Origin of the sequence: Billgrantia lactosivorans, from assembly GCF_003254665.1 — a bacterium.
In the GTDB taxonomy this organism is placed as follows: domain Bacteria; phylum Pseudomonadota; class Gammaproteobacteria; order Pseudomonadales; family Halomonadaceae; genus Halomonas; species Halomonas lactosivorans.
On sequence record NZ_QHGY01000006.1, the window covers coordinates 50,751 to 75,320 of the forward strand.

Genomic DNA, 24,570 nt, shown 5'->3' on the forward strand with positions numbered 1-24,570 from the left:
TGTCTCCTTCGTCTCTTCACGCGACACATGTCGCAGGTTGGGAACCGACCCTTACTGTCACGCCAGGCTCATTGGCAGCATCAAGCTCGCTGAACTGCATGATGGAAAGCCGGTATCTGGTTTCCAGAATCTTCACCAGACTCATGATGTGATTGAACTCTTCGTCTTCCGCCAGGAAGTCGATGCCGAACATGTCGATGCCGAGGCAGGCCACTTGGTAGGTTTTTTCCACGCGCAGGAAGGCGGTGACATTGCGCCTCAGTTCACCGGCGTCCTGTAACACCTTCGAGTCGGAAGCCACTCTCAGCACCAATCGCCAAAGTTTCATTTCGCGTTCTCCAGCCGTCTGGATGGACTATGGCCAGCGCCGATCGGCAACACCAATGACTAGTGCAAATAGGGGCATTGGCATCGGCAATGCCGCCGCGGAGAGGGCCGCGACAGGCCAGAGCCAGGCGTGAGTGCAAGCCAGGGGGAAAGACGAGCAGGCGCGACGGCTAACGGTCGCCGCGTCATCGGAGAGGCGAGGGAGAGCGGAGCTGGGGGCAGCCCCGGTCATGTTCATGAAGCGCACCACCTGCACCTCACCAACGGTGGAGAAGTGGTGGCGGTCCAGCGGTGGCGCCGGCAGGTGAAAGGCGCCCTGCCGGTAATGCCCGGCAAGACGCCTCGCGGTTACGCCCCGTGCCGTGGCGTCAGCCTAGCGGCTCCATGCAGTGGACGACGCCGGGGCCGAGGCCGGGGGCTGAACCGAGACGGCGGCATCGGCGGCAGCGCCAAGGTCCTGGCGGGTAGCGATATGCTCTTGCTGTTCCTGCCAGAGGCGTTGCTCGGCCTCGCTGGCCTTGGGCGAGAACAGGCCGAACTGGGCGTAGAAGATGCCAATCAGCGGCGAGATCCAGCAGGCGAAGGCCAGTGGAATGTAGAGAAGGTTCTCCACGTTACCTTCGGTGATCCCCAGCCCCAGTACGCTGATGACGAAGGCCCCGCCGGCATTCCACGGCACCAGCGGTGACATCAGCGTGCCCCCTTCCTCGATCGCGCGGGAGAGGTTCAGCGTCGAATAGCCCAGGCCGCGATAGGTTGGCGCATACATGCGTCCCGGCAGGGCAATGGAGAGGTAGGGGTCGCCGGCGACCAGGTTGGTGGTCAGGGACGTCAGCATGGCCGACGCCTGCACCCCCCGGAAGCTGCGCACCCTGGCCATGATCGCGCGAATGATCGTCTCCAGGCAGCCGGTCTTCTCCAGTGCACCGCCGAAGCCCAGGGCGATGAGGATCAGCGAGATGGTCCACATCATCGACTGGATGCCCCCACGGTTGAGCAGGCTGTCCATGGACTCGACGCCGGTCTCGATGGTGTAGCCGTCGTTGGCGTAGGTGACCACCGCGTGCAGGCCCTCCCCCTGGACCAGCATCGCGGTCACCGCACCCGCCAATACACCGGCGAACAGCGAAGGGATGGGCGGCATGCGCTTCACCGCCAGCACGATGACCAGCAGTGCAGGCAGCAACAGCCAGGGAGAAATCGTGAAGTTCTCGTTCAGCGAGGCGGTGATGGCACTGATTCTCTCGAAGGAGGCCGACTGATCGTCGATCAGCATGAAGCCCGCGATGAGATAGATCGCCAGGGCAATCAGCATCGCCGGGATCGTGGTCGGCAACAGGTTCTTGATGTGGGAAAAGACGTCCGTGCCGGTCACGGCCGGGGCCAGGTTGGTCGTGTCGGACAGCGGCGACACCTTGTCGCCGAAGAAGGCCCCCGAGACCACGGCCCCTGCCGTCCAGTACACCGGGATGCCGAACCCGGCACCGATGCCCATCAGCGCCAGGCCCACCGTACCCACCGTGCCCCACGAAGTCCCCAGCGACAGCGACACGAGCGAGCACAGCAGCATGGCGGCGGCCAGGAAATAGGCCGGCGACAGCAGGGTCAAGCCGTAGTAGATGAGGCTCGGCACGGTGCCGCTGGCAATCCATACGCCGATGATCATGCCGACGCAGATGAGTACCGAGACCGAGGGCAGGGAGATATGGATGACGTGGAAGATGCCCTCTTCGATGCGCTTCCAGCGAAAGCCGAGCCTGAGCCCCACCAGCGATGTGATGGCCAGGCCGATGACCAGGGGGATGTGCGGCGTGAAGTCGCCGAAATAGAAGATCTGCACCCCGATGGCGACAAGCGTCAGCACGACGGGTGTCAGGGCGAGGAGAAAGCTTGGCTTGCGGATTGGCTTGGATACGTCCGGGTCGCTCATGTTGTTGTCCTCGGCGTGATGTTGGCGTTGTGGTTGTCGGCGTTCGGTCGGTACGGCAGATGCGCCAGCGTCCGGCCGACCGCTGTGCTTGCGTCGTCGCAGGCCCTCAGATCAGCACGCGCAGGCACTGCCCGCTGTGGTAGAGGGTAAAGCCACCCTCGTAGCTCGAACTCCACAGGGGCTTGGCGTAAATGGGCTTGGGCGAACGAATCGGGAGCGGCAGAAGCGCGTCGTCGCCATGCGTCAAGTACCGGGCAAGGCCCTTCCCCACGACCGTGCCGGTGGTGATGCCGCGCCCGTTGTAGCCGGTGGCGCCCAGGATGCCGGGGGCCGGTTCGAACAGGCGCAGCGTATGGTCGGGGGTAAACGCGATGCGCCCCGTCCAGGTACAGGCCCAGTCGACTCGTCCCAGCTGCGGGAAGTAGTGGCGCTGGATGCGATTTGCCCAGCAGCGCACGTAGGCCAGCGGTCGCCCGTCGCCACGCCCCAGGCTGCCCAGGATCAAGCGTCCTTCAGCGTCGCGCCGCATGCTGCTCAGCACCATTCGCGTGTCCCAGGCGCCCTGCCGCTCGGGCAGGATGTCGCCGGCGATCTCGTCCGCCAGCGGGGCGGAAGCGACCTGGAAGAAGTGGCCGGGGAAGAAGTGCTGCCGTACCTGGTTCCAGTCTTCCTCGGTGTAGGCGTTGGTGGCCAGCACCAGACGCGGTGCCGTCACGCTGCCCCGCGGGGTCGTGACGCGCCAGCCGTCCCCGTCGCGAGTGACGCCCAGCGCGGGGCTGCAGGCATAGAGCAGCGCCCCGGCCGCGGCAGCCGCCCGGGCCAACCCTCGCGTATAGGCCGTGGGGTTGAGCGTACCCGCGCGGCGATCGAGCAGGGCTCGACGGATACGCCGCGTGCCGACCCTGCGGCGACAGGCGTCGTCCTCGAGCAGCTCCACCGGTGCACCGCGCCGTTGAAACTGCTCGGCACGCCGCGCCAGTTCCCCTTCCCCCTTGGCGTTGTGGGCCAGGTGCAAGGTACCGCTGCCGGTGGCCTGGCACTCGATGCCGTGGCGCTCGATCAGCGCGAAGACTTCGGCAGGCGCGGCGCCGAGGATGGCATTGGCACGCTCGCCATCCTCCTCGCCCAGGGCCTCGACGATGTCATCCGGGGGAATCCACAGCCCGGCGTTGACCAGGCCGACACTGCGGCCCGAGCCGCCGCTGGGGACCTCGCCGGCCTCGACCAGCGTCACGGCCGTACCCGCCTCGGCCAGGTGCAGGGCCGTGCTCAGCCCGGTGATGCCGCCGCCGACCACCACCACGTCGGCGACCTGGGCACCTTCGAGGGCGGGCAGGTCCGGTTTCGGCTCGGGCGACGTGTCGTACCAGAGGCACTCCTCTTTCATGCCACTTCTCCATTCCCGCTGTTGAGCTGCCTGGCGGCCTGCCTCCATCGATATCGCCACGGGCCGACACGGCGAGGGTGGCCCGTTGCCGCCGGCCCGGTCGGCAACGGGCCGCACCGCAAGGCCGTCAGTCGAACCGGATGCCCTGCGCCAGCGGCAGCTCGCGCGAGTAGTTCACGGTATTGGTCTGGCGCCGCATGTAGCTCTTCCAGACGTCGGACCCCGACTCGCGGCCTCCACCGGTCTCCTTCTCGCCGCCGAAGGCACCGCCGATCTCGGCGCCGCTCGGGCCGATGTTGACGTTGGCGATGCCGCAGTCGCTGCCGGTGTCCGAGACGAAGGCCTCGGCCTCGCGCACGTCGGTGGTGAAGATGCAGGAGGAGAGCCCTTGCGGCACGTCGTTCTGCAGCGCCATGGCGTCGTCGAAGTCGCGATAGGTCATCACGTAGAGGATCGGCGCGAAGGTCTCGTGCTTGACCAGCTCGTCCTGCTGCTCGACTTCGACGATGGCCGGCGTCACGTAGTAGCCGTTGGGATACTCCTCGGCCAGGCGGCGCTCGCCGCCGTAGACCTTGGCGCCCTGCTTGCGCGCCTTGTCGAGCACGGACTGCATCTGGTCGTAGGCCTGCGCATCGATCAGCGGACCGACCAGGTGGCCCGCCATGGGATCGCCGATGCTGACGTTGGCGTAGGCCTTCTTGACCCGCTCGAGGACTTCGTCGCGCACGGATTCATGCACGATCAGCCGGCGCAGGGTGGTGCAGCGCTGGCCGGCGGTGCCCACGGCCGAGAACAGGATGGCGCGCACCGCCATGTCCAGGTCGGCGCTGGGGGCAAGAATCATGGCGTTGTTGCCGCCCAGCTCGAGGATGCTGCGGCCGAATCGCGCGGCCACCCGGGGGGCGACCTCGCGGCCCATGCGGGTGCTGCCGGTGGCACTGATCAGCGGCACGCGCGGATCGTCGACCAGCACCTCGCCGGCCTCGCGCTCGCCGATGATGACCTGGCTGAGGTCTCGCGGCGCCTCGTCGCCGAATTGGGCCATGGCGCGCTCCAGCAGCGCCTGGCAGGCCAGCGCACACAGCGGCGTCTTCTCGGAGGGCTTCCACAGCAGGCTGTTGCCGCACACCAGTGCCAGGGCGGCGTTCCAGGCCCACGGCGCCACCGGGAAGTTGAAGGCGGTGATCAGGCCGATCGGCCCCAGCGGATGCCAGCTCTCGCGCATATGGTGGCCGGGACGCTCGGAGGCGATGGTCAGGCCGTAGAGCTGGCGCGACTGGCCGACGGCGAGATCGCAGATGTCGATCATCTCCTGCACTTCGCCGAGGCCCTCCTGGTAGATCTTGCCGCACTCAAGCGTCACCAGGGTGCCGAGATCCTCCTTGTGGCGGCGCAGCTGCTCGCCGAACAGGCGCACCAGCTCGCCGCGCCGCGGCGCCGGAACCTGGCGCCAGGCTTCGAAGGCCTCTTGAGCGCGATCGATGCGCGCCTTGATCTCGTCGTCGCGCTCCAGGCGAACCCGGCCGATCTCGCTGCCATCGGTGGGGGTGGCCACGGCGTAGTCGCCCCCTCGGTACAGGGCTTCGGCCACGCCAAGTCGCTGCATGATGGAATCGATCATTCTTCCTCCTCCTACTGCCCGCTCGGGTCGATTGAGAAACACAGGCAGTATTGCGGGCGTGCTTGACGCCTCTCAAACGACGTTTTATACGAAGTTCATTCCATTTTTTCTTCAAGGCCCCGCGATGAACCGCCGCCACCTGCCCACCCTGACCGCCATGCAGTGCTTCGAGGCTGCCGCACGCCACCTCAGCTTCACGCGTGCCGCCGAGGAGCTGAGCCTGACCCAGAGCGCCGTCAGCAAGCAGGTCGCCCAGCTCGAATCGGTGCTCGAGCATCCGTTGTTCCGGCGTGTGCGCAAGCGCCTTCAGCTTACGCCCGAAGGCTCTTTGTACCTGACCGAGGTGCGCAAGATCCTCGCCCAGGTCGAGATGTCCACCCGCTACATGCAGTCCTACGGTGGCCACAGCGAGGTACTCCACATCACCACCCTGCCCACCTTCGGCGCCCGCTGGCTGATCCCACGGCTCAACGGCTTTCGCTTCCGGCATCCCGATGTCTACCTCAACATCAGCAACCGCGTGGAGCCCTTCGATCTCGAGGAGGAGCGCGTCGACGTGGCCTTCTTCTTTGGCCACGGCGCCTGGCCGAAGGCCGAGTGCATCAAGCTGCTCGACGAGGAGGTCGTGGCGGTCTGTTCGCCCTCGATGCTGCCGCCCGGGGGGATCGACGACCCCTTGGCCCTGACCCGGCTGGTACTGCTGCAGAGCACCACCCGGCCCGAAGCCTGGCACGACTGGTTCGCCGCCCAGGGCCTCTATACCGAGCACAGCTACCATGGCCCCCGCTTCGACACCTACTCGATGACGCTGCGTGCCGCCAGGGCGGGCTGTGGCGTGGCGCTGGTGCCACGCTTCCTGGCCGAGGAAGAGCTGGCGGCAGGTCAGCTGGTGATTCCCTGGCCGTTCTCGCTGACCAGTCGTGACGCCTATTACCTGGCCTACCCCGAGTACAAGGCCGAGCTGGCCAAGGTGAAAGGCTTCATCGACTGGATTCTCGAACGCATCGACCCCTCCCCCGCGCCGAGTGTGGCAGGACAGGCGGAAGCTTGATCGTGCCAGCAGCGAAGCCCGAAGTTGATGATTAAAGGTCATGAGGCCGGAAGGCAAAGCGATTCTTCCGCTACCAGTAATGCCCTACGCCACTTTTCGGAATGGGTTCGCCCCTTTTTTTCGTTTGAGCCGTGTCACTCGCCTCTGCTTAGATGCCTGGGCACTCCTCGGATGAAGAACGTAAGGGTCGTGACATGGATCTCGCGCACATCAGTGCCTCGCTGAACATCGTTCATCCGCTCTGCATCGAGCGGGGACGCAACGCCGAAGTCTGGGACGAACAAGGCAGGCACTACGTCGACTTCATCGGTGGTATCGGCGTACTCAACCTGGGCCACGGCCATCCCGCGGTGGTCGAAGCGGTCAAGGCGCAGGTCGATCGGCTCATGCACTCCGCCTTCAACGCCCTGCCGCATCGCGGCTATCTCGAGGTGGCCAGGGCGCTGGATGCGTTCGTGCCGGTCTCCTATCCCCTCGCCTGCATGCTGACCAACAGCGGCGCCGAGGCCACCGAGAATGCCCTCAAGGTGGCCCGGGCCGCCACCGGGCGCCAGGCGGTCATCGCCTTCGACGACGGTTTTCACGGCCGCACGCTGGCGGCGCTGAACCTCAACGGCAAGGTCAGGCCCTACAAGGAGCGGCTCGGTACCCTGCCGGGCCCGGTACATCACCTGCCCTTCCCCAGCCCCGACGGCGGCGTCGAGACGGACCACGCCATGGCCGCGCTCGAGCGCCTGTTCGAGGTCGAGATGCCCGCCGACGAGGTGGCCGCCATCATCGTCGAGCCGGTGCAGGGCGAGGGCGGCTTTCGCCGGCTGCGCAGCGACTTCGCCAAACGGCTGCGGTCGCTGTGCGACGCTCATGGCATCGTGCTGATCCTCGACGAGATCCAGTCCGGCTTCGGCCGCACCGGGCGACGCTTCGCCTTCGCCCATCTCGGCGTCGAGCCCGACCTGCTGCTGATGGGCAAGAGCATGGCGGCGGGGCTGCCGCTGGCGGCGGTGGCGGGCAGGGCCGAGCTCATGGATGCCCCGCCCAAGGGCGGCCTGGGCGGTACCTATTCGGGCAACCCGGTGGCCTGCGCGGCGGCCCTGGCGGTAATGAACCAGATGGACGAGGCTAGCCTGCAGCGGCTGGGGGCAAGACAGGAGGCGGCCATCGTCGAGGCCCACACCCGCTTACGTGAACGCTTCCCGATGGTCGGCCAACTGACCGGGCTGGGCTGCATGCGCGGCATGGTCTTCAACGACACCGTCCATGCCAGCGGCAGCGACCATCTCGCGGCGCTGATTGCCGCCGCGCGGGAGGCGGGTGTCCTGCTCATGCCCAGCGGCCGCCGGCGCAACGTGCTGCGCCTGCTGGCGCCGCTGACCATCGAGCCCGAGGTGATGGGAGAGGGCCTGGCGCGGCTCGAGCGGGCGCTGGAGACGCTGACGCCGTGATCCCTGTCGGCCGCCGAGCTGGTTTACCATAGGTGGTTTTTTCCTTCGCCGCATCGAACCCCGCAACTCAGCAACAGGATTGACACATGCCCCACCCGCACTACCCCTCGGCCGACGTCATTCGCGACCGCTTCTCCCGCGCCATGTCGGACATGTACCAGGCCGAAGTCCCCCAGTACGGTACGCTGCTCGAGCTGGTCGACCAGGTGAACCGAGAGACGCTGGAACGCGACCCGGCCCTGGCGCAGCGCCTCTCCGAATACGACGAGCACGAGCGCCTCGGGGTCGAACGGCACGGCGCCATCCGCGTGGGCAGCGCCAGGGAAATGACCATGCTGCGTCGCCTGTTCGCCGTGATGGGCATGCATCCGGTGGGCTACTACGACCTCTCCGTGGCCGGTGTCCCGGTGCACGCCACCGCCTTCCGGCCCATCGACGACACGGCGCTCGCACGCAACCCCTTCCGCCTCTTCACCTCGCTGCTGCGCCTGGAGCTGATCGACGACGCGGCCCTGCGCGAGCGCGCCGCGGCGCTGCTCGCCGCGCGCGATATCTTTACCCCGGCGCTGCGCGAACTGGTCGAGCGCTTCGAGCTGCAGGGCGGCCTCACGGAAACGGAAGTCGAACGCTTCGTGACCGAAGCGCTGGAGACCTTTCGCTGGCACCAGGACGCCACCGTCGATCTCGCCACCTACGAGGCGCTGCACGCCGAGCATCGCCTGATCGCCGATGTGGTGTGCTTCCGGGGGCCGCACATCAACCACCTGACGCCGCGAACCCTGGACATCGACGAGGTCCAGCGGCGCATGCCCGAAGTGGGCATCGCCCCCAAGACGGTGATCGAAGGGCCGCCCCGGCGGGACTGCCCGATCCTGCTGCGCCAGACCAGCTTCAAGGCACTCGAGGAGCCCATCCGCTTCGCCGGTCGCGACCAGGGCACGCACACAGCCCGCTTCGGCGAGATCGAGCAACGCGGCGTGGCGCTGACCGCCGAGGGGCGCGCCCTCTATGACCGCCTGCTGAGCAGATCCCGCACGCGCACGCAGGGGCGCGATAACGGGCAGCACCAGCAGGTCCTGGCGGAGGTCTTCGCGGCCTTTCCCGACGACGAGGGCGAACTGCGCCGCCGCGGGCTGGCGTTCTTCGAGTACCGCCTTACCGAGGCAGGCAAGGCAGCAGCGGCGATGGCCGACATCGACCTCGAGGCATTGATCGAGCGCGGCCTGGTGGAAGCCCGTCCGATCACCTACGAGGATTTCCTGCCGGTCAGCGCCGCGGGCATCTTCCAGTCCAACCTGGGTGGCGGCGAGCGCCAGGCCTATGCCGGCAATGCCAGCCGCGCGACCCTCGAGGAGGCGCTTGGGGTTCCCATCATCGACGAGCTGGCGCTCTACGCCACGCGTGAGCGGAAATCGCGGGAGAGCGTGCTGGCCGCCCTGGGGCAATGAAACTGCCGGGCGGCCTGTCTTCTACCCCCCGGTCATGTTCATGAAGCGCACCACCTGCACGTCGCCATCGGTAGTGAAGTGGTGACGCTCGGGCTTCTTCTGCATGGCGGCGACGATGGCGGCCTTGAGCCGCTCGAGGTCGCCGGGGTGGCGGCGCATCACCGCGCGCAGGTCGACCGAGTGCTCGTTGCCCAGGCACAGCAGCAGGCGGCCCTCGGCGGTGACGCGTACGCGATTGCAGGCGGCGCAGAAGTTGTGGCTGTGGGGCGAGATAAAGCCGACCCGGATGTCCGAGTCAATCATCCGAAAATAGCGCGATGGCCCCAGGGTAGTCTCGGTAGTGGGCAGCAGCGCGTGGCGCGCCTCGATGGCGGCGCGCACCGTATCGCTTCCGCAGAAGGTCTCGCCGCGGTCGTGGCTCATGTTCTGGCCCAGCGGCATCTCCTCGATAAAGCTGATATCCACCTGTTCCTTGCGGGCGAAGTCGACCAGGTCGAGGATCTCGTCGTCGTTGCGCCCCTTGAGGATCACCGCGTTGAGCTTGATGCGCTCGAAGCCCGCCTCGCGAGCGGCACGGATGCCGTCGATGACCTTGGCCAGGTCGCCGGTACGGGTCAGGGCGCGGAAGCGCGCGGGGTCGAGCGAGTCGAGGCTGACGTTGAGCCGCTTGAGCCCGCCCCGGTAGAGGGCGCGGGCATGCTTGGCGAGCCCGGCGCCGTTGGTGGTCATGCCGAAGTCGCGCAGTCCCGGCAGCGCGCCGAGTTCGGCCACCAGCTCGGCGATGCCGCGCCGCACCAGCGGCTCGCCGCCGGTGAGGCGGATCTTCTCGACGCCCAGCTCGACGAAGGCGCGCGACAGCGTGGCGATCTCTTCCAGGGTGAGCAGCCGGGCGCGGGGCAGGAAGGTCATCTCCTCGGCCATGCAGTAGACGCAGCGGAAGTCGCAGCGGTCGGTGACCGACAGGCGAACGTAGCGCACGGAGCGGCCGAAGCCGTCGATCAGGCTCATGCGTTCTCCTCGGCGCCCATCGGCAGCCGGGCGATCAGCTCGCCGACCTGCTCGGTCACTTCCTGGACGGCTGCGTCGTCGTAGCGCTGCCCGCGGCGCTTGCGAAAGCCCTGCTCGTAGAGCTTGACGTGTTCGGTGGCACTCACCCCGGCGTTGGCCAGGCAGTGGGTGACGCAGTGCATCTGGCAGCCGTCGATGGCGACGATGGGACGCCCGGAACGTGCGGTGCGCACCAGCCCGGGCACGCCGCCGCCGACGCCGGCGATGCACGACATTTCGGCCACACCGCTGTGGTCGAGTCGCACGGCGACGTCGTTGGCCAGCTGCGCCACGTCGGAGCAGCCGGAGCAGGAGTAGACCAGGGTTCTCGGCTTCTGCTTGGTTCGGGACATCTAGCCTCCCATTGTGTCAGCACGCCGCCCTGGCGGCCGGCGGCGTCAGTCGTCGGCCAGCATGGCGTCGCGCAGCTTCTGTTCGTCGAGTACCGTCAGGCGCTGGCGATCGATGCCGATCACGCCGCCGTCGCGCAGTTTGGCCAACAGCCGCGACAGGGTCTCCGGCGTCATCGCCAGCTGGGCGGCGAGCCAGCGCTTGGGAATCGACAGGCGCACCACCCGCGGATTCCGGCTGCGCCCCGCCGGCAGCTGGCGCAGGATGTAGCTGACCAGCCGCGACATGGCGTCGGCCTGGGTCAGCAGTGCCAGGTCCTCGAGACGCTCGGTGAGCTCCAGCGCCAGGCGGCTCATGAATTCGGCACGGCAGGCGGGCTGGCGATCCATGACCTCGCGGCAGCGCCTGGCCGGAATCGCCAGCACGTGGGTACGCCGCAGCGCCTCGGCGGAGTAGAGGTAGACGCCGGCGCTGGAGACCATGCTCAGCTCACCCAGGGTGCCGCCACGCTCGACGCAGCGGATGGTGGCCAGGCGACCGTCGCCGGCGCTGCGCGCCAGACGCACCGCGCCGTTGATGACGATGTAGAGCCAGTGCGCCGGCGCATCCTGGCGGAACAGCCATTCGCGGGTCTTGAGCGTCTTGAGCTCGGTGTCCTCGAGCAGCTCGGTGACCTCGCCGTCGTTCAGTTCGCCCAGCCAGGGCACGCCCTGAACCAGCTCGCGGAGCTGCTTGGGCTTGAACAGCAAGTCAGTCGACGAACTGTCCGGCGGGTAGATAGAGGTATTCATGACCTTCCTCCACGTCGGTATCGGCGGCCATCATCAGATAGCCGTGCGCCTGGCTGGCGGCATGCAGCATGTGGGAGCCCTGTCCGCCGGCGAGCAGGGCGACCGGTCCCTCGTGCTGCCAGTCGAGGGTGACTCGGAGCAGCTCACGCCGCCCCTGGCTGGCCCGCCGCGAGAAGCCGGCGCGCACGCGATACTGCTGCAGCGGCCCGACGCTGCGCCCCTGGCAGCCCTGCACGAAAGGCCTGGCCAGCAGGTGCCAGCCCACCAACGAGGCCACGGGGTTGCCCGGCAGCCCGATCAAGGGCACGCCCTCGGGCGAGCCGTCGTCCAGGTAGCCGAAGGCGAACGGCTTGCCCGGCTTGATCGCCACGCCATGGAACCAGAGCCCGCCGAGCTCATCCAGCACCGGCCTGACGTGGTCCTCCTCGCCGACCGAGACCCCACCGGTGCAGACCACCAGGTCGGCCGCGTCGCGGGCGGCGGTGAACGCCTCCCGCAGGGCCCGGGGGTCATCGGCGACGATGCCGAGATCCAGCAGGTCGCAATCGGCCTGCTCCAGCAGCGCCTTGAGCATCACCCGGTTGCTGTTGAAGACCCGCCCGGGGGCGAATCGCTCACCCGGCTCGATCAGCTCGTCGCCGGTGGAGATCAGCGCCACCTTGAGGCGCGGCAGTACCTTCACCTCGGCGATGCCCTGGCTCGCCAGAAGCGCCAAGGCCGCGGCGTCCAGCGTCCAGCCCGCGGTCAGCAGCGTATCGCCCTCGCGATACTCCTCGCCGCGGCGGCGGATGTTGGCGCCTAGCCTGGCGTCGCCTGCCACATGCACCCGTCCGGCCTCGTCGAGGCGAACCCGCTCCTGGGGCACCACGCAGTCGGCGCCCGCGGGTACCGGCGCGCCGGTGAAGATGCGCGCGCAGCCGCCCTCGGGCAGCGCTGCGACGCCGGCCCCCGCCGGCACCCTGAGCAGCACCGGCAGGCCGGCCTCGCTCAGTTCCGCCACGCGCAGGGCGTAGCCGTCCATCGCACTGTTGTCGATACCGGGCATGTCGAGCCGCGCCGCCAGGTCGCATGCCAGCACCCGGCCGGCAGCCTGCTCGAGCGCCACACGCTCCTCGCCCTGGACCGGCTCGGCGGCGGCGATCATGCGCGCCCGGGCCACCTCCAGGTCGAGCAGACCCTTGGCCAGGGTGCCACAGCTCATGCCCCCACTCCTTGACCGCGATCACGCATTGCCTGGGATTCTCGTGAAGCGCAGGCCTGCTGCTCGGGCAGGACCATGGCGACGAAGTTGCACGGCCGGGTGCGCGCGTCGAGCTGGCTCTCGAGGATGCCATCCCAGGCCGTGGCGCACGCCTTGGGCGAGCCCGGCATGGCGAAGATCAGGGTGCGGTTGGCCACCCCGCCCACCGCCCGCGACTGCACGGTGGAGGTGCCGATGCTGTCGAAGGAGAGCTGGCGGAACAGCTCGCCGTAGCCGTCGATGGCGCGATCGAACAGCGGCGCGAGCGCCTCGGGGGTGGTGTCGCGCAGGGTGAAGCCGGTACCGCCGTTGACCAGGACGACCTGGATGTCGTCGCGCACCACCCACTTCGAGACCACCGCGCGGATGCGGTAGATGTCGTCGGGCACGATGCGCCGCTCGACCAGCGCGTGGCCGGCCTCGGAGAGGCGCTCGCTGAGCAGGTCGCCGCTGCCGTCGCGGTCGAAGCCGCGGGTGTCGGAAACGGTCAGCACACTGATGCCGAGCGGCACGAAGCGGGCGTTGGCGTGAACGTGGGACATGCGTGGGCTCCTATTTATTGCATCAGGTTGCCGGCGGCATCGTCATCCAACTCAATGCCTTCGACACCGATCTCTTCTTCCAGCGCCAGCAGGTAGTGGCGCAGGGCGCGGCGAGTGGCCTGCTCGCGCAGGGTGTGGCGCACGCGCTCGGCGACCTGCTCGAAGGGCAGGCGCTGGCCGCCTTGGCGCTCGTCGATGCTGACCAGGTGCCAGCCGTAGCGCGAGGCCAGCGGGCGCTCGTGCAGCCCTTGGGGCAGGTGCTGCAGGGCGCGGTCGAGCTCGGCCACGGTCTGCCCCGCGGCCAGCCAGCCCAGCTCGCCGCCTTCGCTCTTCGACGGGCAGGCGGAGTGGCGCATGGCGAACTCGGTGAAGCGCTCGGGAATGCGCTGCAACTCTTCGAGCAGCGTCTCGCCCAGGCGGTACTGGGCATCGCGTGCCTCGGCGTCGTCGGGCGCGGCGGCCAGCAGGATATGCCGAACGGCAATGCGGGTCGGCGCGCTGAAGCGCTCGGGCTCGGCGTCGAAATAGCGGCGGCAGGCCTCCTCCTCGGGATCCGGCACGTCCAGCTCCTGCTCCAGCAGGGCGGCGATGGCGGTATCGTTGTCGCCTTCGTCACAGGAATCGGCGCTCAGCAGACCGAGTTCGACGGCGCGCTGGCGCAGCAGCTCGCGCACCACCAGGGCGCGGGCGGCCGAAAGCTGCGCCTCGTCGGCGGTCGCCGCCGGGTGGTACTGCATCTCGCGGGCGATGCTCTCTTCGTCGATCGCCTTGTCCCCGACCTTGACGGGCGGCGGCGCGTAGCGGCCCGGCAGCTGTGCGATCTCGATCATTTGCATGGTGCTGATCCTCTAATACATGACATAAGCGGCTGTACAAGCTCGGGGCTGTTCCGTCGGCAGGCCCCGGGGCGCCGGACCGTCGATGAGGCGCTGTGAACCCATCCCTGGGCGCTACTTTTTCCATCCCTGGAAAAAGACCTCCTCTTCGGCCTGCCCCCGGCGCCCCTCACGGGTGGCACCGAGACTGCGAAGCTGAGCGAGCGCAGCCAGCCTTTACTTCAAGCCCGACGACGCACGATCTGGTAGCGCCGTGTCACGTAGCCCATCGGCGCGCTCCAGACGTGAACCAGACGGGTGAAGGGGAACACCAGCACGATCGTCAGGCCCACCAGGATGTGCAGCTTGTAAATCCAGCTCACGCCCTCCAGGTACGCGGCGGCGCCGCCCTGGAAGTAGACGATGGACTGCGCCCAGCCGGAGAACTGCAGCATCGCGCTGCCGTCCAGGTGGCCCAGGGTGGGCAGGATGGTGAGCAGCCCCAGCGCCACCTGCAGCACCAGCAGGCCGATGATCACGGTATCCATGGTGCTGGAGGAGGCGCGCACGCGCGGGTTGGTGAGGCGGCGATGGAACAGCATGGCGCCGCCCACCAGGCACATCACGCCGGCGATGCCGCCGACCACCACCGCCAGCACCTGCTTGGTGCCGGCACTGATGAACGGGCCGTAGAGCCAGTGCGGGGTCAGCAGGCCGACCAGGTGGCCGAAGAAGATGACGATGATGCCGACATGGAACAGGTTGCTGGCCAGGCGCATGTTCTTCGACGACAGCATCTGGCTCGAGCCGGTCTTCCAGGTGTACTGGCCATGGTCGTAGCGCATCAGGCTGCCGATCAGGAAGACGCTGCCGGCGAGGTAGGGGTAGAGCCCGAAGAGCAAGGAGTTGATGTAGTTCATGACAGGTCTCCGTTAACGTTTCTTGGCGGCATCGACGGGGTCGAGGATGCGTACCGCCTCGCCCTGGATGGCCCGCTTGCGCTCGGCCAGGCGACGGCCCTCGGCGGACTGCAGCGCGCAGTCTTCGTCGGACTTGGCGGAGAAGCGCACCGCCTCCTCCTCCCACACCGCATCCAGCGCCTCCGGGGTGTCGTCGCGCGTCTCGCCGACCACCGCCTCGCGCTGCGCCTCGACGTCCTCCTCGGCGCCGATCAGCGCCAGCAGCGCACGGGTGACCAGGGCGTGGTCGGCGCCGCGCTCTTCCAGGCGCGCGGTGAGCAGCGCCAGGATGTGGCGAATCTCGCCCAGCCAGCGGCCGATCTCCTCGTCGCTGCGGGTGGAGAGATACTCCAGGAACAGCGGCAGGTAGTCGGGCAGTTCGCGGGCGTCGAGTTCGAAGCCGGCGGCCGTGTACTCGTCGATCAGGTCGACCATGGCCTGGCCGCGGTCGCGGGATTCGCCGTGCACGTGCTCGAATAGCAGCAGCGAGTGGGCGCGCCCCTTGTCGAACAGCGCCACGTACTCGGACTGCAGCTCGAGCAGGTCACCGTCCGCAATGCGCTGGCACCAGCTCATCAGGTCGGCGCGCAGCGCTGCCGGCAGGCGGCGCTCGGCGTCGAGCGCCTCGATCAGGTCGCCCGCGGCCTGCTGCAGCGCCGCGGTGGGATAGTCGAGCAGCCGGGCCAGCACGCGCAGGCTGCGCATGCCAACGACGGGTTCGATGTGCAGGGCTGCCTCAGCCATGGTGAGTCTCCTTGGTGCCTGCCTTCGGGTCGAAGAGGTCGACCGGCTTGACCAGTGCGCTGGTCTGCTTGCGCCCGTTGAACAGGCTCGGCTTGCTCTCGCCGTGGCAACCGTCGCCGAAGCTGAAGCCGCAGCCGCCGCGCTCGGGGAAGGCCTCGGTGGCCATCTCGCGGTGGCTGGTGGGCACCACGAAGCGGTCCTCGTAGTTGGCAATGGCGAGGTAGCGGTACATCTCCTCCACCTGGGCCTCGCTGAGGCCGACGGCGTCGAGCACCTCGGTATCGTGCTTGCCTTCGACATGCCTGTTGCGCATGAACACACGCATCGCCATCAGCCGCTTGAGCGCCAGCACCACCGGCTCTTCTTCACCGGCCGTCAGCATGTTGGCGAGGTAGCGCACCGGGATGCGCAGCGACTCGATCTTGGGCAGCACGCCGTCGTACTCGACCTTGCCGGCCTCGGCCGCGGTCTGGATCGGCGACAGCGGCGGCACGTACCAGACCATCGGCAGGGTGCGGTACTCGGGGTGCAGCGGCAGCGCCAGCCCCCAGTCCATGGCCATCTTGTAGACCGGCGAGGCCTGGGCCGCGGCGATCACGTTGTCGGCGATGCCGTCGCGCTTGGCCTGGGCGATCACCTCGGGATCGTGCGGGTCGAGGAAGATCTCGCACTGGCGGTGGTAGAGGTCGCGCACGTCCGGCGAGCTTGCCACCTCCTCGATGCGGTCGGCGTCGTAGAGCAGCACGCCGAGGTAGCGGATGCGGCCCACGCAGGTCTCGGAACACACCGTCGGCATGCCCGCCTCGATGCGCGGGTAGCAGAAGATGCACTTCTCGGACTTGCCGGTCTTCCAGTTGTAGTAGATCTTCTTGTACGGGCAGCCGGAGATGCACATCCGCCAGCCGCGGCACTTGTCCTGGTCGATCAGGACGATGCCGTCCTCCTCGCGCTTGTAGATCGCGCCGGACGGGCACGAGGCGACGCACGCCGGGTTGAGGCAGTGCTCGCACAGGCGCGGCAGGTACATCATGAAGGTGTTCTCGAACTGGCCGTAGATGTCGGCCTGCACCTGTTCGAAGTTCTTGTCGCGGCGGCGCTTGGCGAACTCGGTACCGAGGATCTCCTCCCAGTTCGGGCCCCACTCGATCTTCTTCATGCGCTCGCCGGAGACCAGCGAGCGGGGGCGCGCCACCGGCTGGTGGTCGCCCTGCTTGGCGGTGTGCAGGTGCTGGTAGTCGAAGTCGAACGGCTCGTAGTAGTCGTCGATCTCGGGCAGGTCGGGGTTGGCGAAGATGTTCGCCAGCACCCGCCACTTGCCGCCGATGCGCGGTTCGATCTTGCCGTCGCGGCGACGCATCCAGCCGCCCTTCCACTTGTCCTGGTTCTCCCACTCCTTGGGATAGCCGATGCCCGGCTTGGTCTCGACGTTGTTGAACCAGGCGTACTCCATGCCTTCGCGGCTGGTCCAGACGTTCTTGCAGGTGACCGAGCAGGTGTGGCACCCGATGCACTTGTCGAGGTTGAGGACCATGCCTACCTGTGAACGAATCTTCATTTCACGGTCTCCTGAACGCTGTCGTTGCCTTCGCCATCCAGCCAGTCGACGTTCTTCATCTTGCGGATGAGGACGAATTCATCGCGGTTGGAGCCAACGGTGCCGTAGTAGTTGAAGCTGTATGAGAGCTGCGCGTAGCCGCCGATCATGTGGGTCGGCTTGGGGCACACCCGGGTCACGGAGTTGTGCATGCCGCCGCGGGTCTTGGTGACCTCGGAACCGGGCACGTTCACCTGGCGCTCCTGGGCGTGGTACATCATCACCATGCCGGCCTTGACCCGCTGGCTGACGATGGCCCGCGCCGTGATCGCGCCGTTGGCGTTGAACAGCTCGATCCAGTCGTTGTCCTCGATGCCGATCTCCTGGGCGTCGGTCTCCGACATCCACACCACCGGGCCGCCGCGGTTGAGCGTCAGCATCAGCAGGTTGTCGCTGTAGGTGGAGTGGATGCCCCACTTCTGGTGCGGGGTGATCCAGTTCAGCGCCTTGGTCGGGTTGCCGTTGTCCTCCGGCAGCTGGAAGCCGGTGATGGTCTTGGTGTTGATCGGCGGACGGTAGGTCAGCAGGCTCTCGCCGAAGGCGCGCATCCAGGGGTGATCCTGGTAGAACTGCTGGCGGCCGCTCACGGTGCGCCACGGAATCAGCTCGTGGACGTTGGTGTAGCCGGCGTTGTAGGAGACGTGCTCGTCCTCCAGGCCGGACCAGGTCGGGCTCGAGATGATCTTGCGCGGCTGGGCGACGATGTCGCGGAAGCGGATCTTCTCCTCGTGCTTGGGCGTGGCCAGGTGGGTGTGGTCGCGTCCGGTGATCTTGGACAGCGCGCCCCACGCCTTGACCGCCACGTTGCCGTTGGTCTCCGGCGCCAGGGTCAGGATCATCTCGGCGGCGTCGATCGCGCTCTCGATCTTCGGCCGGCCCTTGGCGGGGCCTTCGCTCTTGCGGTAGTTGAGCTTGCCGAGCAGCTCGACCTCGGATTCGGTGTTCCAGGCGATGCCCTTGCCGCCGTTGCCGATGGTCTCGAGCAGCGGGCCCACGGAGGTGAAGCGCTCATAGGTTTCGGGATAGTTGCGCTTGACCTCGATCAGCGCCGGCATGGTCTTGCCGGGGATCGGCTCGCACTCGCCCTTCTTCCAGTCCTTCACTTCGGGCTGGGCCAGCTCGGCCGGGGAGTCGTGCTGGTGCGGCAGGGTGACCAGGTCGGTCTCCTCGCCCAGATGGCCGATGCACACCTCGGAGAACGCCTTGGCGATGCCCTTGTAGATGTCCCAGTCGCTGCGCGACTCCCACGCCGGGTCGGTGGCCGCGGTCAGCGGGTGGATGAAGGGGTGCATGTCCGAGGTGTTGAGGTCGTTCTTCTCGTACCAGGTGGCCGTCGGCAGCACCACGTCGGAGTAGAGGCAGGTCGAGGACATGCGGAAGTCAAGGGTGACCACCAGGTCGAGCTTGCCTTCCGGTGCCTCGTCATGCCACTTCACCTCTTCCGGCTTGACGCCGCCGATCTCGCCCAGGTCCTTGCCCTGGATGCCGTGACGGGTGCCCAGCAGGTACTTGAGCATGTACTCGTGGCCCTTGCCCGAGCTGCCCAGCAGGTTGGAGCGCCACACGAAGAGGTTGCGCGGGAAGTTCTGCTCGTTGTCCGGGTCCTCGGCGGCGAACGCCAGCTCGCCGCTCTTGAGCTGCTGTACGGCATAGTCCTTGGTCGACAGGCCGGCGGCCTTGGCCTTTTCGGCCAGGCGCAGCGGGTTGGTGCCGAGCTGTGGTGCGGAGGGCAGCCAGCCCATGCGCTCGGAGCGCACGTTGAAGTCGATCAGGCTGCCGCTGTAGTCGGCCGGGTTGGCCAGCGGCGAGAGGATCTCCTTGACCTCGAGCTTCTCGTAGCGCCACTGGGAGGAGTGGTTGTAGAAGAACGAGGTGGAGTTCATGTGGCGCGGCGGGCGCTGCCAGTCGAGGCCGAAGGCCAGCGGGGTCCAGCCGGTCTGCGGGCGCAGCTTTTCCTGACCCACGTAGTGGGCCCAGCCGCCGCCGCTCTGGCCGATGCAGCCGCACATGACCAGCATGTTGATCAGGCCGCGGTAGTTCATGTCCATGTGGTACCAGTGGTTCATCGCGGCACCCACGATGACCATGGAGCGACCCCGGGTCTTGTCGGCGTTGTCGGCGAACTCGCGGGCGATGCGGGCGACCTGCTCGGCGGGTACGCCGGTGATCTTCTCCTGCCAGCCCGGGGTATAGGGGCGGATCTGGTCGTAGGAGGTGGCGCCGTCGTCTTCGCCCTCTTTGCCGAAGCCGCGATCGATGCCGTAGTTGGCACACATCAGGTCGAACACGGTGACGGCGAGAATGTCAGTGCCGTCGGCCTTCTTCAGGCGCTTGGCGGGCAGGCTGTGGAACAGCAGCTCGTTGCCGGCCACGTGGTCGAAGTGCTCGTGGGCGATGCCGCCGAAGTAGGGGAACGCCACCCGGGCCACGTCGTCGTGACTCTCGGCCAGGGTCAGCAGGGGCTTGATCTCGGCGCCGCCGGCCTCGCGCTCCTCGAGGTTCCACTTGCCCTGGTTCTCTTCTTTCTCGCCCCAGCGGAAGCCGATGGAGCCGTTGGGCACGACCAGGCGGTCGGACAGTTCGTCCCACGCCACGGTCTTCCACTCGGGGTTGTTGTCCTGGCCCATGGCGCCTTCGAAGTCGCTGGCGCGCAGCTGCTTGCCGGGCACGAAGCTGCCGTCCTCGCGGGCTTCGAGCTCGACCAGGAAGGGCATGTCGGAATACTTGCGCACGTACTCGGTGAAGTAGGCGCTGGGCTTGTCGAGGTGGAACTCCTTGAGAATCACGTGACCCATGGCCATGCCCAGGGCGGCGTCGGTGCCCTGCTTGACCGACAGCCACTCGTCGGTGAGCTTGGAGACCTCGGCGTAGTCCGGCGTGATCGAGACGGTCTTGGTGCCCTTGTAGCGCACCTCGGTGAAGAAGTGGGCGTCCGGGGTCCGGGTCTGGGGCACGTTGGAGCCCCAGGCGATGATGTAGCCGGAGTTGTACCAGTCGGCCGACTCGGGCACGTCGGTCTGCTCGCCCCAGGTCTGCGGGCTGGCCGGCGGCAGGTCGCAGTACCAGTCGTAGAAGCTCATGCACACGCCGCCGATCAGCGACAGGTAGCGGCTGCCCGCGGCGTAGCTGACCATCGACATGGCGGGAATCGGCGAGAAGCCGATGATGCGGTCAGGGCCGTACTGCTTGGCGGTGTAGACGTTGGAGGCGGCGATCAGCTCGTTGAGCTCGTCCCAGTCGGCACGCACGAAGCCGCCCATGCCGCGGGCGCGCTTGTACTGCTTGGTCTTGGCCGGGTCGGCAACGATGGAAGCCCAGGCGTCGACCGGGTCGCCGTGCTGCTGCTTGGCCTCGCGCCACAGCTTGAGCAGCGGCTTGCGGATCAGCGGGTACTTGAGGCGGTTGGCGCTGTACATGTACCAGGAGTAGCTGGCCCCGCGCGGGCAGCCCCGCGGCTCGTGGTTGGGCAGGTCCGGGCGAGTGCGCGGGTAGTCGGTCTGCTGGGTCTCCCAGGTGACCAGGCCGTTCTTGACGTAGATCTTCCAGCTGCAGGAGCCGGTGCAGTTCACGCCGTGGGTGGAGCGCACGATCTTGTCGTGCTGCCAGCGCTGACGGTAGCCGTCTTCCCAGCCACGGGACTCCTCGCGGGTCTCGCCATGGTCGTTGGCGAAGGGTTCGCGCGCCTTGCGGAAGAAATTCAGCCGATCTAAGAAGTGACTCATGGTCGATCTCCAGGCTCCTTGATGTGATGCGTGGCCGCCCGGGCCACCCCGCCTGCCGTGTCGTGCGCCGTGTACCACACGACCGCCGGGGCAGGTTCTTGAAGCGGAGTCTGGAGCATCGAACCGCGGATTACTGCCAGGTTACCTCCATATACACCCCCTCTACCCACAAGGTGATAGACCGTCCGGTCAAAGGGGGTTAGTCCGCCTGGCAGGGGCGACTCGCGACAACTCCGCGGCGCCCGGCGTCAACTCCCCTCCTTCCCGCCGCGCCACACTGCTCCTCATCGATCCCCCGTGCGAGGAGCCGCCATGAACCGCAACGTCATCCTGACCTGCGCCGTCACCGGCGCCGGCGACACCGTCGCCAAGAGTCCCCATGTGCCCGTTACCCCGAAGCAGATCGCCGAGGCCGCCACCGAGGCTGCCAAGGCCGGCGCCAGCGTGGCGCACCTGCATGTGCGCGACCCCGAGACCGGCGCCATCAGCCACTCCCTGGACCACTTCCGCGAGGTCGTGGAGCGCATCCGCGAGGCGGACACCGATATCGTCATCAACCTCACCGCCGGCGGCGGCGGCGATTGGATCCCCGATGCCGCCGACCCCACCCGCGGCGGCCCAGGCACCGACATCCAGACCCCGGCCGAGCGACACGCCCCGGTAGGCGAGCTCTTGCCCGAGCTGTGTACCCTGGACTGCGGCAGCCTCAACTTCGGCGACATGGTCTATGTGAACCCCGCCGACTGGCTGCGCGAGCATGCCCGCCTGGTGCAGGCCGCCGGGGTCAAGCCGGAACTGGAGTGCTTCGATCTGGGCCATGTGTGGTTCGCCCGCCAGCTGCAGCAGGAGGGACTGCTCGACGACCACCCGCTGTTCCAGCTCTGCCTGGGTATTCCCTGGGGCGCCGAGGCGGATACCGAGACCATGCTGGCCATGCGCAACAAGCTGCCGGCGAACGCCAACTGGGCGGCCTTCGGCATCGGCCGCCAGCAGATGCCCATGGTGGCCCAGGCGGTGCTGCTGGGCGGCCATGCCCGGGTCGGCCTGGAGGACAACCTCTACCTGGAGAAGGGGGTGCTGGCCACCAACGGCCAACTGGTGGAGCGCGCCCGCACCCTGATCGAGAACCTCGGCGCCCGGGTGATGACGCCTGCCGAGACCCGTGCCCATCTGGGACTGCGCGACCCGCATAGCGGCCGCATCGTGGAGAAGGTTGCGGGGGGTGTCGCATGAGTCAGCGTCTCGCCGTGATCGGCACCGGAGTGATCGGCAACGGCTGGATCGCCCGCGCCCTGGCCCAAGGGTGGGAGGTGGTGGCCTTCGACCCGGCCCCCGATGCCCCCGCGCGCACCCGGGCCTTCGTCGACAACGCCTGGCCAGCCCTCGAACGCCTGGGCCTGGCCGAGGGCGCCAGCCCCGCGCGGCTCTCCTTCGCGGAGAGCCTGGCGGTCGCCGTCGAAGGCGCCACCCTGATCCAGGAGAACGTCCCCGAGCGCCTCGAGCTCAAGCGCGAGATCCTCGCCGCCCTGGACGCCGCGGCGGCGCCCGAGGTGCCGATCGGTTCATCGACGTCCGGCTTCAAGCCCAGCGACCTGCAGCGCGACTGCACCCGAGCCCCGGGTCGGGTGATCGTCGCCCACCCGTTCAACCCGGTCTACCTGCTGCCGCTGGTGGAACTGGTGGGCGGCGCGGCCACCGAGCCCGAGCAGCTCGATGCGGCCCGGACGCTCTACCGGGAACTCGAGATGCGCCCGCTGGTGGTGCGCCGCGAGATCGAGGGGCACCTCGCCGACCGTCTGATGGAGGCGCTGTGGCGCGAGGCGCTGCACCTGGTCAACGACGGCGTGGCCACCACCGAGGAGGTGGACGCCGCCGTGGTCTACGGCTGCGGCCTGCGCTGGTCGCTGATGGGCACCTTCCTCACCTTCCACCTGGCCGGCGGCGAAGCCGGCATGCGCTATATGCTCGAGCAGTTCGGCCCGGCCCTGAAGCTGCCCTGGACCAAGCTCGAGGCCCCCGAGCTCAGCGACGAGCTGATCGACAAGGTGGTCGAAGGCTGCGAGTACCAGGCCGCCGGCCGCCCGGTGAGCGAGCTCGACCGTCGCCGCGACGACTTCCTGGTGGAACTGCTCGGCCTGGTGCAGAAATACTGGCCGGAAGCCGAAGGCCTGGAGGGGCGCATCTGATGCAGATTCTGGAAACCCGCGTCGCCCCGGCGTGGGTCGACTACAACGGCCATATGAACGATGCCGAATACGCCAGGGTCTTCTCCCTGGCGGTGGAGGCGCTGATGGAGCATATCGGCCTGGACGCCGCCGGCCGCGATCGCCACCGCTATACGCTCTACACCCTGGAGACCCATCTCTGCTACCGCCGCGAGGCCCACGAAGGCCAGCCGCTGCGGGTCACGCTGACCCTGCTCGACCGCGACGCCAAGCGGCTGCATGTCTTCTTCGAGATGCAGGACGCCGAAGGCAACCTGCTGGCCACCAGCGAGCAGATGCTGATGGGCATGAATCGCGAGAGTGGCCGTCCCGATACCTTCCCGGCGCCGGTGGCCGAGGCGATTGCGAGTCTGCCGAGTGCCGCCCCCGGCGCCTGGCCGGCGCTCGCCGGTCGCACCCTCGGCATCCGACGCTGACGGAATGGAAGTCGCCACCTTTGTCCAGCGCTTCGCCGCTGGGCTGAGCGACCTCGGGGGCGTGCCCCTGGCAGTGGCGCGCCCGCGCTACGAGGCCCTCTGCGCCAGCTTCGCCCCACCCGATCCACCGGGAATGCGGGTCGAGGACAGCGCCCTCGGCGGCGTGGCGGTACGTCGTTTTCTGCCCGATCGCGCCAGGCCCGGTACGGTACTCTTCGTGCATGGCGGCGGCTTTACCCTCGGCTCGGTGACGAGCCACCACGGGGTAGCGGCAAGCCTCGCCCAATTCCTGGGCCGCAAGGTGTTCAGCGTCGACTATCGCCTGGCCCCGGAGGCCGACTACGCGGCCATGCTCGCCGACTGCCGGGCGGTGGCCGAAGCCATCGCCCCCATCGCCCTGGTGGGCGACAGCGCCGGCGGCCGGCTGGTGCTGGACATGGCCGGGACTTGGACCCAGACCCGGGCGGACACCGTGCCACCCCTGGGACTGATCTATCCCCCACTGGGCGCCCCCGATGCAGCCGAGCTGGGCCCGGATGCCCCGCTGCTCTCCCGGGCCGAGGTCCTCCAACTGGGCCAGTGGGTGGCCCCCCTGCCCCCCACCCCGGCCATGCCCCCGGCGTCCCTGGTCGAGGTGCTGGCGGTGGAGCACGACCCCCTGACCCGTCCCCTCGAGACCGCCGTGGCCGCCTGGCGCCGCCAGGGCGCCCGGGTCGGCTACCGCTGCGCGCCCGGCATGGTGCACGCCGCCCTCCACGCTCAGGCCCACCTCCCCGCCATGGGCAAGGCCTGGCAGGCGTTCTGCCGGGCCCTGGCCGGCCATCTGGCATAAGTGCCGAGCCCCTCAGGTCTGCGGCTCGTGGCGATTTCGCTTCGCCTGGTGACAAGTCTGGCGGCCCAGATCCCATAGGCTGAAGC

21 protein-coding genes are annotated in these 24,570 nt (G+C 68.0%); 7 read left to right on the top strand and 14 right to left on the bottom strand.

The genetic code is table 11. From position 1 onward, the window contains the following. Positions 1-16: 16 nt before the first annotated feature. From DIS04_RS13805 to amaB, 4 genes are all read right to left on the bottom strand, one after another. A complete protein-coding gene (locus tag DIS04_RS13805) occupies positions 17-328 on the bottom strand; it encodes a hypothetical protein (RefSeq protein ID WP_111414369.1) in 312 nt (103 codons plus the stop codon). 372 nt (positions 329-700) lie between these two features. Further along, complete coding sequence (gene nhaC / locus DIS04_RS13815; RefSeq protein WP_111414371.1) at positions 701-2,257, bottom strand: Na+/H+ antiporter NhaC; 1,557 nt, start codon at positions 2,255-2,257, stop codon at positions 701-703. Positions 2,258-2,363: 106 nt separating this feature from the next. Continuing rightward, positions 2,364-3,644: an L-pipecolate oxidase gene (amaA, locus tag DIS04_RS13820; protein WP_111414372.1), complete on the bottom strand. Its 1,281-nt coding sequence runs from the start codon at positions 3,642-3,644 to the stop codon at positions 2,364-2,366. A gap of 127 nt (positions 3,645-3,771) precedes the next feature. Continuing rightward, positions 3,772-5,265 (bottom strand): L-piperidine-6-carboxylate dehydrogenase, encoded by a 1,494-nt coding sequence (gene amaB, locus DIS04_RS13825; RefSeq protein ID WP_111414373.1) that lies wholly within the window; start codon positions 5,263-5,265, stop codon positions 3,772-3,774. A 124-nt stretch (positions 5,266-5,389) separates the two neighbouring features. Here amaB and gcvA point away from each other — a divergent pair, with 124 nt between their 5' ends. From gcvA to hglS, 3 genes are all read left to right on the top strand, one after another. Further along, positions 5,390-6,316, top strand: a complete 927-nt coding sequence (gene gcvA / locus DIS04_RS13830; RefSeq protein ID WP_111414374.1) for a transcriptional regulator GcvA — start codon at positions 5,390-5,392, stop codon at positions 6,314-6,316. Positions 6,317-6,510: 194 nt separating this feature from the next. Beyond that, positions 6,511-7,758: a 2-aminoadipate transaminase gene (locus DIS04_RS13835; protein ID WP_111414375.1), complete on the top strand. Its 1,248-nt coding sequence runs from the start codon at positions 6,511-6,513 to the stop codon at positions 7,756-7,758. A gap of 86 nt (positions 7,759-7,844) precedes the next feature. Continuing rightward, positions 7,845-9,206, top strand: coding sequence for a 2-oxoadipate dioxygenase/decarboxylase HglS (hglS, locus tag DIS04_RS13840; protein WP_111414376.1), 1,362 nt, complete (start codon positions 7,845-7,847; stop codon positions 9,204-9,206). Positions 9,207-9,227: 21 nt separating this feature from the next. Here the strand turns inward: hglS and moaA are convergent, their stop codons facing one another. From moaA to DIS04_RS13890, 10 genes are all read right to left on the bottom strand, one after another. Then, the gene (moaA, locus tag DIS04_RS13845; RefSeq protein ID WP_111414377.1) at positions 9,228-10,214 is read right to left on the bottom strand and encodes a GTP 3',8-cyclase MoaA; all 987 of its coding nucleotides are present in this window, start codon (positions 10,212-10,214) and stop codon (positions 9,228-9,230) included. Further along, the gene (locus tag DIS04_RS13850) at positions 10,211-10,606 is read right to left on the bottom strand and encodes a putative zinc-binding protein (RefSeq protein WP_111414378.1); all 396 of its coding nucleotides are present in this window, start codon (positions 10,604-10,606) and stop codon (positions 10,211-10,213) included. The genes moaA and DIS04_RS13850 overlap by 4 nt, the downstream gene beginning before the upstream one ends. Before the next feature lie 45 nt (positions 10,607-10,651). Beyond that, on the bottom strand, positions 10,652-11,395 hold the full coding sequence (locus tag DIS04_RS13855) for a Crp/Fnr family transcriptional regulator (RefSeq protein ID WP_111414379.1): 744 nt from the start codon (positions 11,393-11,395) through the stop codon (positions 10,652-10,654). After that, positions 11,355-12,596: a molybdopterin molybdotransferase MoeA gene (locus tag DIS04_RS13860; RefSeq protein WP_111414380.1), complete on the bottom strand. Its 1,242-nt coding sequence runs from the start codon at positions 12,594-12,596 to the stop codon at positions 11,355-11,357. The genes DIS04_RS13855 and DIS04_RS13860 overlap by 41 nt, the downstream gene beginning before the upstream one ends. After that, a complete protein-coding gene (gene moaB, locus DIS04_RS13865) occupies positions 12,593-13,177 on the bottom strand; it encodes a molybdenum cofactor biosynthesis protein B (protein ID WP_111414381.1) in 585 nt (194 codons plus the stop codon). Before moaB ends, DIS04_RS13860 begins: the two co-directional genes overlap by 4 nt. Positions 13,178-13,191: 14 nt before the next feature. After that, positions 13,192-14,013 (bottom strand): peptidylprolyl isomerase, encoded by an 822-nt coding sequence (locus tag DIS04_RS13870; protein ID WP_111414382.1) that lies wholly within the window; start codon positions 14,011-14,013, stop codon positions 13,192-13,194. Between the two features lie 221 nt (positions 14,014-14,234). Further along, positions 14,235-14,912 (bottom strand): respiratory nitrate reductase subunit gamma, encoded by a 678-nt coding sequence (narI, locus tag DIS04_RS13875; protein WP_111414383.1) that lies wholly within the window; start codon positions 14,910-14,912, stop codon positions 14,235-14,237. Positions 14,913-14,924: 12 nt separating this feature from the next. Then, positions 14,925-15,695 carry a nitrate reductase molybdenum cofactor assembly chaperone gene (gene narJ, locus DIS04_RS13880; RefSeq protein WP_111414384.1) on the bottom strand — a complete coding sequence of 257 codons (771 nt, stop codon included), beginning with the start codon at positions 15,693-15,695 and terminating at the stop codon, positions 14,925-14,927. Then, positions 15,688-17,250: a nitrate reductase subunit beta gene (gene narH / locus DIS04_RS13885; RefSeq protein WP_111414385.1), complete on the bottom strand. Its 1,563-nt coding sequence runs from the start codon at positions 17,248-17,250 to the stop codon at positions 15,688-15,690. Before narH ends, narJ begins: the two co-directional genes overlap by 8 nt. After that, positions 17,247-21,011 carry a nitrate reductase subunit alpha gene (locus DIS04_RS13890; protein WP_111414386.1) on the bottom strand — a complete coding sequence of 1,255 codons (3,765 nt, stop codon included), beginning with the start codon at positions 21,009-21,011 and terminating at the stop codon, positions 17,247-17,249. The genes narH and DIS04_RS13890 overlap by 4 nt, the downstream gene beginning before the upstream one ends. Positions 21,012-21,323: 312 nt before the next feature. On the opposite strand from DIS04_RS13890, the gene DIS04_RS13895 reads away from it, so the two are divergent. The 4 genes from DIS04_RS13895 to DIS04_RS13910 are packed head-to-tail and all read left to right on the top strand — an operon-like array spanning position 21,324 to position 24,484. Further along, positions 21,324-22,244, top strand: a complete 921-nt coding sequence (locus DIS04_RS13895; RefSeq protein ID WP_111414387.1) for a beta-keto acid cleavage family enzyme — start codon at positions 21,324-21,326, stop codon at positions 22,242-22,244. Then, positions 22,241-23,197, top strand: a complete 957-nt coding sequence (locus DIS04_RS13900; RefSeq protein ID WP_111414388.1) for an L-carnitine dehydrogenase — start codon at positions 22,241-22,243, stop codon at positions 23,195-23,197. The genes DIS04_RS13895 and DIS04_RS13900 overlap by 4 nt, the downstream gene beginning before the upstream one ends. Then, positions 23,197-23,652: a thioesterase family protein gene (locus DIS04_RS13905; RefSeq protein ID WP_111414389.1), complete on the top strand. Its 456-nt coding sequence runs from the start codon at positions 23,197-23,199 to the stop codon at positions 23,650-23,652. The genes DIS04_RS13900 and DIS04_RS13905 overlap by 1 nt, the downstream gene beginning before the upstream one ends. Positions 23,653-23,656: 4 nt before the next feature. Next, on the top strand, positions 23,657-24,484 hold the full coding sequence (locus DIS04_RS13910; protein ID WP_111414390.1) for an alpha/beta hydrolase: 828 nt from the start codon (positions 23,657-23,659) through the stop codon (positions 24,482-24,484). The last annotated feature ends 86 nt before the right edge of the window (positions 24,485-24,570 follow it).

Coding starts and splice junctions, on each gene's coding strand:
- DIS04_RS13860 (WP_111414380.1), bottom strand. CDS start 12,596: ATGAGCTGTGGCACCCTGGCCAAGGGTCTGCTCGACCTGGAGGTGGCC.
- nhaC (WP_111414371.1), bottom strand. CDS start 2,257: ATGAGCGACCCGGACGTATCCAAGCCAATCCGCAAGCCAAGCTTTCTC.
- DIS04_RS13890 (WP_111414386.1), bottom strand. CDS start 21,011: ATGAGTCACTTCTTAGATCGGCTGAATTTCTTCCGCAAGGCGCGCGAA.
- hglS (WP_111414376.1), top strand. CDS start 7,845: ATGCCCCACCCGCACTACCCCTCGGCCGACGTCATTCGCGACCGCTTC.
- narH (WP_111414385.1), bottom strand. CDS start 17,250: ATGAAGATTCGTTCACAGGTAGGCATGGTCCTCAACCTCGACAAGTGC.
- DIS04_RS13905 (WP_111414389.1), top strand. CDS start 23,197: ATGCAGATTCTGGAAACCCGCGTCGCCCCGGCGTGGGTCGACTACAAC.
- DIS04_RS13910 (WP_111414390.1), top strand. CDS start 23,657: ATGGAAGTCGCCACCTTTGTCCAGCGCTTCGCCGCTGGGCTGAGCGAC.
- narI (WP_111414383.1), bottom strand. CDS start 14,912: ATGAACTACATCAACTCCTTGCTCTTCGGGCTCTACCCCTACCTCGCC.
- DIS04_RS13805 (WP_111414369.1), bottom strand. CDS start 328: ATGAAACTTTGGCGATTGGTGCTGAGAGTGGCTTCCGACTCGAAGGTG.
- DIS04_RS13855 (WP_111414379.1), bottom strand. CDS start 11,395: ATGAATACCTCTATCTACCCGCCGGACAGTTCGTCGACTGACTTGCTG.
- DIS04_RS13870 (WP_111414382.1), bottom strand. CDS start 14,013: ATGCAAATGATCGAGATCGCACAGCTGCCGGGCCGCTACGCGCCGCCG.
- gcvA (WP_111414374.1), top strand. CDS start 5,390: ATGAACCGCCGCCACCTGCCCACCCTGACCGCCATGCAGTGCTTCGAG.
- DIS04_RS13900 (WP_111414388.1), top strand. CDS start 22,241: ATGAGTCAGCGTCTCGCCGTGATCGGCACCGGAGTGATCGGCAACGGC.
- amaA (WP_111414372.1), bottom strand. CDS start 3,644: ATGAAAGAGGAGTGCCTCTGGTACGACACGTCGCCCGAGCCGAAACCG.
- DIS04_RS13895 (WP_111414387.1), top strand. CDS start 21,324: ATGAACCGCAACGTCATCCTGACCTGCGCCGTCACCGGCGCCGGCGAC.
- moaA (WP_111414377.1), bottom strand. CDS start 10,214: ATGAGCCTGATCGACGGCTTCGGCCGCTCCGTGCGCTACGTTCGCCTG.
- amaB (WP_111414373.1), bottom strand. CDS start 5,265: ATGATCGATTCCATCATGCAGCGACTTGGCGTGGCCGAAGCCCTGTAC.
- narJ (WP_111414384.1), bottom strand. CDS start 15,695: ATGGCTGAGGCAGCCCTGCACATCGAACCCGTCGTTGGCATGCGCAGC.
- DIS04_RS13850 (WP_111414378.1), bottom strand. CDS start 10,606: ATGTCCCGAACCAAGCAGAAGCCGAGAACCCTGGTCTACTCCTGCTCC.
- moaB (WP_111414381.1), bottom strand. CDS start 13,177: ATGTCCCACGTTCACGCCAACGCCCGCTTCGTGCCGCTCGGCATCAGT.
- DIS04_RS13835 (WP_111414375.1), top strand. CDS start 6,511: ATGGATCTCGCGCACATCAGTGCCTCGCTGAACATCGTTCATCCGCTC.